This window comes from Novipirellula sp., assembly GCF_041583735.1.
Classification (GTDB): domain Bacteria; phylum Planctomycetota; class Planctomycetia; order Pirellulales; family Pirellulaceae; genus Novipirellula.
Window position 1 is genome coordinate 1 of sequence record NZ_JBFHFD010000350.1, and the last position, 8,873, is coordinate 8,873.

Annotated in this window: 6 protein-coding genes and 1 pseudogene; 3 read left to right on the forward strand and 4 right to left on the reverse strand. The window is 56.2% G+C overall.

What is annotated here, in order from left to right; genetic code table 11:
- Positions 1–534, forward strand: a pseudogene (locus tag ABX962_RS22115) (hydrogenase); the annotation flags it as partial.
- Between the two features lie 15 nt (positions 535–549).
- On the opposite strand, the gene ABX962_RS22120 reads toward ABX962_RS22115, so the two are convergent.
- Complete coding sequence (locus ABX962_RS22120; protein WP_372722383.1) at positions 550–744, reverse strand: hypothetical protein; 195 nt, start codon at positions 742–744, stop codon at positions 550–552.
- A gap of 85 nt (positions 745–829) precedes the next feature.
- A complete protein-coding gene (locus ABX962_RS22125) occupies positions 830–1,384 on the reverse strand; it encodes a Uma2 family endonuclease (RefSeq protein ID WP_372722385.1) in 555 nt (184 codons plus the stop codon).
- 388 nt (positions 1,385–1,772) lie between these two features.
- On the opposite strand from ABX962_RS22125, the gene ABX962_RS22130 reads away from it, so the two are divergent.
- Entirely contained in the window at positions 1,773–3,569 is a 1,797-nt protein-coding gene (locus tag ABX962_RS22130) for an arylsulfatase (protein WP_372722387.1), read from the forward strand.
- 101 nt (positions 3,570–3,670) lie between these two features.
- Here ABX962_RS22130 and ABX962_RS22135 read toward each other — a convergent pair whose 3' ends face one another.
- The gene (locus tag ABX962_RS22135; protein WP_372722389.1) at positions 3,671–5,302 is read right to left on the reverse strand and encodes a cation:proton antiporter; all 1,632 of its coding nucleotides are present in this window, start codon (positions 5,300–5,302) and stop codon (positions 3,671–3,673) included.
- Between the two features lie 159 nt (positions 5,303–5,461).
- On the opposite strand from ABX962_RS22135, the gene ABX962_RS22140 reads away from it, so the two are divergent.
- Positions 5,462–6,541 (forward strand): dihydroorotate dehydrogenase-like protein, encoded by a 1,080-nt coding sequence (locus ABX962_RS22140; RefSeq protein WP_372722391.1) that lies wholly within the window; start codon positions 5,462–5,464, stop codon positions 6,539–6,541.
- A gap of 52 nt (positions 6,542–6,593) precedes the next feature.
- Here ABX962_RS22140 and ABX962_RS22145 read toward each other — a convergent pair whose 3' ends face one another.
- The gene (locus ABX962_RS22145; RefSeq protein ID WP_372722392.1) at positions 6,594–8,762 is read right to left on the reverse strand and encodes a serine/threonine-protein kinase; all 2,169 of its coding nucleotides are present in this window, start codon (positions 8,760–8,762) and stop codon (positions 6,594–6,596) included.
- Positions 8,763–8,873: the final 111 nt, after the last annotated feature.

Consider the following 8,873-nt stretch of genomic DNA (forward strand, 5'->3'; position numbering starts at 1 on the left):
CGAGATTTGAAAAACGAAAGCGATGAAGGCCGGTTCCGCAGTGATCTGTACTATCGACTGAGCGTGTTTCCGATCGAGTTGCCGCCGCTGAGTCAACGTAAAGAGGACATTCCCTTGTTAGCCGGGCATCTGCTCGCACAGCTTGCACGAAAGCTCGGCCGCCCCGTTCCTCGCTTGACCAAGGCGAATGTCCATGATCTGCAGCGTTATGATTGGCCTGGCAACATTCGTGAATTCCAGCATGTTCTCGAGCGTGCCATGATCACATCCCAGGCTGGACGATTGCGATTCCAGCTCGATCCGGTGCAAGCGGTGAACCGAAAATCAACCACCGAGCAGGCGGGAATCGTCGCGTCACTTGACGACGAGCGTGTCATGACGGCCGCGGAACTACGTCAGTGGGAAGCCGCCAATATTCGCCGCGCGCTAGCGCAATCTAACGGAAAAGTCTCAGGAGTCGGTGGAGCCGCCGAGCGGCTTGGGATGAAACCCACGACGCTCGCGTCACGGATCAAAAGTTTAGGGATCCACTGAGAAACGACTGATCGCTCACGTCATGTCGTTTGGCACGGTGATTGTACCATCACGGCCAGCCAGCAGGTGAGTCCGAAAATCGATCGTGATCAGCAAGAGTGGGTTATGAGGGTCGTATTGTAATTTGCCATCACCATCATGGTCGGTGTTTGCGTTTGTATCGGCTTCCGGCGGTATTCGCTTCGCTCGACCGCCGGCTAATGTCTGCAACGGCTTCGGCGTAATCGTCGGCGTGAGAATTCCAAGCGATTGCTCCTTTTCATTCTTATCAGACGAATGACTGCATGTGTACTGCTCAGCCGAACAAATCTTGAATGTCCAGTGCAGTGGCACACGGTTGGAGTGGCTGAAGTTGTTCGCCGGGTTTGGCGACGGTGCGGTCTGTGTATTCACCGTTTTTAGGTTCTCGGAAAACATGCACGCAGCGGCCTTGCACGTCCACAATCCAGTACTCGACGATCTTTGCTTCGGCATAAAGTGCCGCCTTCTCAATCAAGTCAGATTTCAGAGTGCTGTCGGAAACTTCAATTGCCAGCTTCACATCCGACGCCGCTGGGTGCTGATCGCGATAGCGACCTGCACGAATCCAAAGCAGGTCCGGTTCAGGGCGGCTATCTAGCTCCGAGATCGTCAAGCCGGTTTGGACCGTTACGCGGATCTGGTCTCTTGGCGCACTGTGAGCAGACCAGTCGGTCAAGTAAATGATGGAGTCATCGTGAGCAGGTCCGTCCGGATTCATCTCGCGTATCTCCCCACGGATTAACTCAATCTTGCGATTCAGGTGATCAAACGCTCCACGTTCGACCATTCGGCCGTATTCTTCCACGGTTAAATGCAAGCCCGCGCTCATTAGTTGGAACCTTGGTTGACAAAACGGTTTGGCAAAACGGTTTGGCAAAACGCCGGTGTAATTCGCGTGAATTGATTGTACCATCACAGTCAGCCAGCAGTTGAGCGATGACGGGATTCATAGTAACCCGGCGGGCAGCAAGGGGATCGCCGTGCGAGTCGCTGAGGCACTGTAAAAAATGGTTGGCGATGAAATTCGGGTCAAACCCACACCGAAAAACAGGTGAACTGGGACTGAGTTCCGAAAAAACTTGCCTTGGAAATCGCGATCGACTAACTTCGTCGATTGCGGTTCTATAAAGCGGCGGTCTGGGTTTGACGCTAAAATCCACGTCAACCTGACAATGCCTCTCTTGTCTTCAAACTCCTATTCGTAGTCGCCACCACTCATGACTTCTAATCTTCGAATTGCCTTGCTCAGCTTTGGGCTCTTTTTCTCGGGAACGCTTGCCGCCTCGGCTACCAACGTCGTGTTCGTTATGTCCGACGACCAAGGCTATGGCGATCTGGCGTGCACCGGTAACCCGATCATCAAGACGCCGAACATCGATCAGCTTGCGTCGGAAAGTTCGGGGCTGAGCGATTACCACGTCGCTCCGACCTGCTCCCCCACGCGTTCGGCGCTGTTGACAGGACACTGGACCAACCGCACTGGGGTTTGGCATACGATCATGGGACGATCGATGCTGCGAGAAAACGAAGTCACGGTTGGCAAAATGTTCAGCGACGCTGGCTATCAAACCGGCATGTTCGGAAAGTGGCACCTCGGCGACAACTATCCGTATCGTCCCGAAGATCGCGGATTCACCGAAGTCTATCGCCATGGCGGCGGTGGCATCGGGCAGACGCCGGACGTGTGGGACAACGCCTACTTTGACGGAGCCTATTTTCACAACGGCAAGATCGTTCCGGCCGAAGGCTTTTGCACCGACGTCTTCTTTGATCAGGCGAATGCGTTCATCAGCAAGTGTGCAAAAGAGAAGAAGTCCTTCTTTGCCTACATCGCTACGAACGCGCCTCACGGACCACTGCATTGTCCCCAAAAATACATGGACATGTATCAAGACCAGTCCGACAACATTGCCGCATTCTATGGCATGATCACCAATATCGATGACAATGTTGGCAAGACTCGTAAGTTGATCGAAGAGCTTGGGATCGCCGACGACACGATCTTTGTCTTTACCACCGACAATGGCACGGCCAGTGGGGCGAAGATTTATAATGCGGGAATGAAGGCCGGAAAGGGCAGTCCCTACGAAGGCGGTCACCGCGTGCCGTTTTTCCTGCATTGGCCAGCCGGCGGGATCGACAAACAATATGACGTCGATGAGTTGACGCACGCCGTGGACATCGTTCCCACGCTGTTGGAAATGACCGGCGTTAAAAAGCCGGAAAATGTCAAGTTTGATGGCGTTTCCATTGCCTCGCTTCTCGATCCGGCCAAAGACGTCGATTGGCCTGAGCGTTTTGTGATCAGTGATTCGCAGCGAGTTCGCGATCCGATCAAATGGCGTGGTTCGTCAGTAATGTCGCAGAAGTTTCGATTGATTAATGGCAAGGAGCTTTATGACATCACCGTCGATCCAGGCCAGAAAAACAACATCGCCAAAGACCATCCCGAAGTCGTGGCGACGATGCGAGAGTTCTACGACAAGTGGTGGGATGAACTGAAACCCACATTTTCTCAGACGACCGAGATCTACCTCGGACACCCCGATCACCCTGTGGTCAGCATGACCGCTCACGATTGGATTCAAAAAGTCTATCCACCGTGGCATCAAGGTTCGATCCGCGCGGCGGACCGAGAGCATCCGAAATCCGAGAAGCTCACGCACGAGGGACACTGGGCGGTGAAGGTGGTTCGTGACGGCAAGTACCAGGTCTCGTTGCGGCGTTGGCCTGGTGAGTCGGGAGCGGCAATCAACGCCTCGCTTCCGGCTGGCGAAAATGTTCCTGGTGCCACACAGGCGTTTCGTACCACGCCGGGTAGCGCCATCGATGCTACCCACGCGGTCCTGCGTATCGACGACAAGGATCTCGATCGCAAACCGGTGGACGCGGGTGCCAAGGAAGTCCGCTTCGTCACCGAACTGAAAAAGGGATCGTATCGGTTGGCTCCAGTCTTCGAGATCCGCGAAGGCGAGCTCGGCGCGTACTACGTCGTCGTCACAAGCCTTGATTGACGAGCGGCTTCGTTGATTACAAGATCCGCGACGCCAGTGATTGGCTTCGCGTCTCGACGCGAGTTTCGCTACGCAAAACGGTCGCTACTGGTTGCGAATGTTCATGCTTTGGATTGCACAAAACGTTCGCACCACCGCAGCAGCGCCGCGGACGCCTCGCCCTCTTCGCTGACGATCCCGTTGGCCCCGGCTCGTCGCATGGCTGCGACGTTCCCTTGGTAACGGCAGCGAACCAGGATGGTGGAGTCGGCGTTCAGCGAACGCAGCGCCGCGACGATCTCTTTGGCGGCAGCGTCATCGGGAACGCTGACAACCGAAAGGTTGCAGTTCGCAGCGTCCGCCCGCCTCAGGACTTGTGGATCGCGAGCGTCGCCGGTGACCGTATGGAATCCTTGTTGGGCGAAGAGGTGCAGATTGATTGGGCTAAAATCGACAAGCCGAACATCAATCCCCTTCATCTCAAGCTGCGAACTGATCTGGCGTCCAATCAGCCCAATGCCAATCACGATCGCATGCCGGCTGGTGTCGTTGATCAACCCGTGGTGGTCGCGTTCATCGTGCTCGTATTGATCTTCGCCCGACCAGCGGAGTCCAAATTGAATCAATTGAGGCGTCAAGATTAACGTTCCCAACGCGATCAGCAGCAAGCGGTTGTAGGCGATCGGGCTAAGCAGCTCCTGTTTCAGTCCTTCGGAAAGCAGTAGGAACGAAAACTCGCCCATTTGGGCTAATCCCATTCCCATGCCGATCGCAGCCTTGGTGCGCAGCCCCACCAAACGCAGCGCCATCGCCGCGGCCGCCCCTTTGATCAGCAGGATCGACAGCACACCACAGGTGATCAGAAACGGTTCGTCGAAAAATTGACGCGGATTCAAAAGCGTGCCGAGCGTGACAAAGAAGATCGCCGCAAACGTTTCACGAAACGGTAACACGATGGTGTCAATTTGCTTGCTAAGCCGATTCCCGCTCAGCACAATTCCCGCTGCCAACGCACCGACCGCCGAGGGTAACCCTAAGTAGTGGGCAACCCAGCAGACACCGCCCAGCACACAAACCGCAAACAGGACGACCAGTTCGACGCTGCGAAGTTGGGCCAATTCCGGCACAAGCCAGCGGCGAACGATGTGATAGACCATGCCGACGCTGATCACAAAAATCAGCGATTTGCCGCCGAGCAACGCATACGCATTCAGCGAGGGCGGCTCGCCATGATGAGTCAGCAGCGGGATCAGCAACATTAGCGGCACTAATGCAACATCTTGGAAAAGTAGAATTCCAATCGCACGGCGGCCCGACGGTGATGCCGCTTGGCCCCATTCGGCCAACGCCTTAAACACCAACACGGTCGAACTCAGCGCGACTGCGGAGGCTGCCAGCACGGCCGCGTTCACGTTCATCCCCATCGCCATGCAGATCAACGCCAACGGGATGGCGACGAGGGTCATTTGGACGACACCGCCGAGCAAAAAGTAGCGGCTTAGACGTACCAGTTCTTCGAGCGAAAACTCGATCCCAACCGCGAACAATAGTAGCAAAGCACCAAGTTCCGCCAACGCTTCGAGTTCGTGGGTTTGCTGTTTTACGAACCCCAACGCGTCTTCGCCGATCACTCCACCGACCACCAAATAGCCGACCAGCATCGAAACACCGATACGTTTGCACACGGCGCCAGCAATCAAGCCCGCGGTCAGCACGAACAGCAAGACGGTGGTGATTGCAGAAATATCGTCCATGGTTTATCGCGAGTGGCGGACAACGTTGGCGGTGAGTGTTACGACGAGATACAATAAACCCGATCTGCCGTTCGCGTTAGTGTGCATTGGATGTCGGCTTGCGGTTTGTGGGTCTACACCGGTGAACATGAAATCCATTCGAAAATGGGGACAACCTAAATGAGTATCGATTTAACAACGCATTATGGTGGATTGAGTTTGCGTTCGCCGGTGGTCATCGGGGCTTGTCCGTTGACGGCGCAAGAACAGATGCGTGTTGCCATCGATGCTTCGGGGGCCGGAGCGGTAGTGTTGCCATCGTTGTTCGCAGAACAAGTATTGCTTTGGAACCAGAAAAATGGCCAAAGCTTGACGGCGCGTGATACCCAAGTGCTGGCGCGGGCCCAGCGATTCAAAGTGGATTCGTTCTGCAATGATGCTGAGACTTACTTGTCCATCGTGCGGCGTGCCCGTCGCCAGACTGCGCTGCCGGTGATTGCCAGCTTGAATGGGGACAACGCAAGTCATTGGCTCGATTATGCCGGGGCATTACAAGAGGCCGGGGCGAGTGCGATCGAATTGAATTTGCGTCATCCACCCCCGTCGGAGTTTTCGGATGCACGCGAGATCGAGGATTCGCTCGTCCAGGCGGTGCAAATTATCCATCAATCGATCTCGATTCCGTTGTTTCTAAAACTGAGCCGCGAATACACCAGCCTCAGCCATTTGGCCGTTCGCTTGCTGTCGGGAATCCAGGGCTTGGTTTTGTTTGGCCGTTCGCCCGAAGTAGATATCTCGCTCGATACGTTGCAAATGAGCACCGATTGGTGTTTGACGCCCAGCGGGAAAATATCGCATCTGCTTGAATCGGTGATGCGAGTCCATGCCTTTTGTCCGGCGATGCCGATCGCGGCGTGTGGTGGCGTCAGCAATGCGACCGACGTGATCAAAGTTCTGTTGGCCGGCGCCGATGTCGCCATGGTCTCGTCGGCGGTTTATCGCGAAGGACCCGATATTGTGCGTTCGATGATCGATGGACTTGTCGTGTTTATGGAGCGTCATGGCATCCGTTCGTTGCCCGAATTGCAAGGCATCCGGCCGCTGGAATTCAGTAGCGAAGAAGAGCGATTGGACTACATGGAAGCGTTGGCCTCTCGCGTGCCTCCGTCGCAGAAGAGCGGGGGGCAACGCAAAATGTGCGGCGATCGCTGGGGACATGTCCAAGCCGCGGATGTCGCGTCGGCCGATGCAAATTATTAAGGCCGATGCGAATCATTAAGGCACACGCCCTGCCATTGATTCTTGCTCGATCCTAGGGCGTCGTTTCATTGACTTCGAAAAATCGGCGTGCGGCACTGTGCAGTGCTAACCCTTGCCATTCGGCCGCATGTTTTCGCGGGATCAATCCGGCACACAACAGCGGAGGTTCGTACAGTGTGCGGAGCGTCGCGGTTACCAATTCCGAGGGGGTATCGGTGCGGGCCGCCAAAAATGCCGTGGTTCCGACGGTGGCCACGCCTTCCTCGGGAAGTTCGATCCCAGGATAATCGCCTGCATCGATCGTCATCGGGCGTAATGTGGGGTGTTGCAAAGCAATTTTGATTGGATTCGGGATCGGCATCAGTTCCCAGCGGTGGCTACGGATCAGATTGGCAATCAGCGGGCTGCCCAAACCGACACAGATCACCGCGACATCGGGGGCCGCGTCCGATTCCAACTCTTTCCATGCCATCACCTCGCGAGGAGCGATATCGGGCGTGATCGCGAGCGATTCAAACACCATTTCGGTCGCCTCACGCGATCCACTGCCGATCGGCCCCACGGCGATGCGGTGGCCTTTCAGATCGCCGAGCTCTTGGATGTTCGCGTCCTCGCGCACCAACAGATGAACGACTTCAAAGAACAACGGGGCGACGACACACAGGTCGCTTCCGCTAATCGCCGACGCCTGCATTGGCGCGAGATGGACTTCGCCGCTTAGTAGCCGTGATCGGTTCTCCAACGACCCATTGCTGGTGGCGACCGAGCTGGTGACTTGATATCGCTCGGCCAACCGCTCTGCGATCGCGGTTGACACCGTGTTGTAGACGCCATCGTCCAGTCCACCGCCGATGCGAACAAAGCTCGGCATCGATTCTTTGTGCTTGTGCCACAGCACCGACAATCCGACAGCCACAAAGGGAGTCAGCAACAACAGCAGCAACATCACAGCTTGAAAGCGTCGATGCGACGTCGATGCGCTGACCATCCGGCGTCCCGAGACGGCAGCAACCAAGGGGACCCCTTCGAGCCAATGCCAAACCTTGACCGGCAGCGAGCGAGGCCGCGCCTTGATCGGACGGTCTTCGAGAAAGGCATCGAGGTCATCGGCAAGTTTTCCAGCCGACTCGTAGCGTTTCTGTGGACTCTTTTCCAAACATTTCGCCACGATCGTTTCGATGTCCACGGGGGCATCCGAGCGAAAGTAGCGTACGGGGGGGGCAGGGTTGTGAACGACATCCAACAACGTTTGCATCACGGTGTCGCCCACGATCGGTGGACGTCCGGTCAAACACGCAAACAAAATCGCCCCCATTGCATAGACGTCGCTTTGCCGATTGGCTCGATCGCTCAGTCCCCCGGCTTGCTCGGGCGCCATGTAGTGAGGCGTCCCCAGTGCGGCGCCGGTACCGGTCACGCTGCTGTCGGCGTCCATGTGTTTGGCCAGCCCAAAATCGGTCACATGGACTTCGTCGTATTCGTCGATCAGCACGTTGGCAGGTTTCAAATCGCGATGCAGCACCCCTTTGTGATGCGCGTGGTCGATCGCGCGTGCCACATCGCGAACATAGCGAGCGGCTTGTTTGGGGTGGAGTGTTTCGGCGTAAATTTTCCGCTGCAAGTCGATGCCACGAATGTACGCCATCGAAAAGAAATGGTGGCCGGCTCGTTGACCAAACTGATACACTGGAACAATCCCGGGGTGGCTCAGGCGGGCCGCGGCTTGGGCTTCGGTATAAAACCGCCGCACATCCGATTCGTCCGCCAACATCCCACCGCGAATCATCTTGACCGCGACCATGCGGTTGAGCTGTTTTTGGTTCGCCAGATAGACGATCCCCATACCGCCTTTGCCAAGCACTTCTTGCAGTTCGTAATCGCCCAGATCAAACGGTAGCGTCGGGCCCGGGTCGTTCTTGGATCGGTTCGCCATCGGCAGCGTGATCGCCGGATCGACATCCGATTGCTCGCCGACCGCCGAGGTGATGGCGACCGTGTCGGCGCCGTTTTGGACCCTCGCTCGATGCGATGACAATCCCGATGCCATCGTCACTTGGCCGAGCAGGTCGGCCGCTTCCATCAATTGCTTTAATTGTCCGGCAACGTCAGGAAACTGCTTTAAAAAGTCCTCTCGGCTGGTTAACTCACCGGCATCACACGAACGCAGGTAAGCCGCAAAGGCTTCGTCCACGGGGTCTGCGGTAGGTTCGTTGTCAGCCATAACAGATCGTGGCACAAAATGGAAAAGGAGGGCAAAGACGGTGTCGATTCTAACTCAGGCTCAAAGGGATGCCCCAGTAGGGCGCGGTAAAGTTTGGCAAGGATTGATTCA